General features: G+C 55.7%; 1 pseudogene. It reads left to right on the top strand.

Annotated features, from left to right (window positions below):
* Positions 1-92 precede the first annotated feature (92 nt).
* Positions 93-1066 (top strand): annotated as a pseudogene (locus Q8K08_RS05230) (IS110 family transposase).
* The last annotated feature ends 260 nt before the right edge of the window (positions 1067-1326 follow it).

Genomic DNA, 1326 nt, shown 5'->3' with positions numbered 1-1326 from the left:
TGAATAGATGGGGTGGTTGCCGTCCGCCCCCGTATCCGCAGGCTGCATCTGTGCGATGCTTGTCCTGCAGCACATTCAGTGGAGGACGGTCTATGAAGGATATGATCATTGGCGTGGACTTGGCTAAGCGCATTTTTCAGGTGCATGGCGCGACCCCTTCGGGTGACGTTGTCTACCGGAAAAAGCTTAGCCGAGAGCAGTTTCGCGCATTCTTGACGAGTTTACCTGCCAGTCTCGTGGTCTTTGAGGCCTGCGGGAGCGCCAGTTATTGGGCTCGGGAAGCTCAGTCTTTTGGTCACGAGGCCAGGCTCATTGCCCCGCAGTATGTTCGTCCCTTCGTCAAAAGGCAAAAGAACGATGCCGCTGATGCTGAGGCGATCGTCATTGCCGCGCGGCGGTCTTTAGAGGACGAGAGAGGCTGGTTCGGCAGCGCACGGAATTGATGAATGCCCTACGGGCCAACTTCTACGAATATGGCGTCGTGTTTCCTATTGGCATGAACCAAACGACACGTATGACTGCATGGCTGGCTGAACATGGAGCGAGTTTGCCCAAGCTGCTGGTGGATGAATGCACCGACATTCTGTCCCTGATCGACGCGTTGACCGATCGCATCACGGCAAAGACTAAACTGTTGGCGTCTTTGGCATCCGCAAGTGAAACTGCTCGCCGTTTGCAAACGATGCCAGGTGTGGGACCGATGACTGCTCTTGCCGTTGAAGCATTCGCTCCAAACATGCAGGAGTTCCGTTCCGGACGCGACTTTGCCGCGTGGCTGGGACTGGTTCCAAAACAACATTCCTCAGGAGGGAAAGAGCGCTTGGGGCGTGTGTCGAAGGCCGGCCAGACCGACATCAGACGGCTGCTCATCATCGGAGCGATGTCTCGTGTCATAGGGCGAGGTGCCCGCAATGTGGCGGCTCAGAGTTGGCTTGGGCGGCTGATGCATCGCAAGCCGAAAATGCTGGCGGCAATCGCTTTGGCAAACAAAATGGCCCGTCAACTCTGGGCCATGCTGACGAGTAATGTTGATTACCACGACCCTGCTACACGGGTGGCGGCATGAGCCGTTCATCTGTGTAGAAGGTAAGACGGAGTGAGAAGACGCTGACTATATGGGAAATGATCGAACAGATCAGGAATGGGAAAACCAGTTAGGGGCTACGAGCCCTGCAGCTCGCTGAATAGATTTGGACCCAATCATGCTGATCTCCATATCGGCCTGCGGCCTTCAAGAAAGCCGCAATACGAGGCCTGACAGAAGACCGCACTCGATCCGACCCAGACGTCGAAATCCTCTTGCTTCAAGGACGGCAACCACAGAAG

It is taken from the genome of Pseudotabrizicola sp., from assembly GCF_030684215.1.
In the GTDB taxonomy this organism is placed as follows: domain Bacteria; phylum Pseudomonadota; class Alphaproteobacteria; order Rhodobacterales; family Rhodobacteraceae; genus Pseudotabrizicola.
The sequence above is the reverse complement of the archived record's forward strand: the minus strand, read 5'-3'. Positions and strand labels throughout refer to the sequence as shown.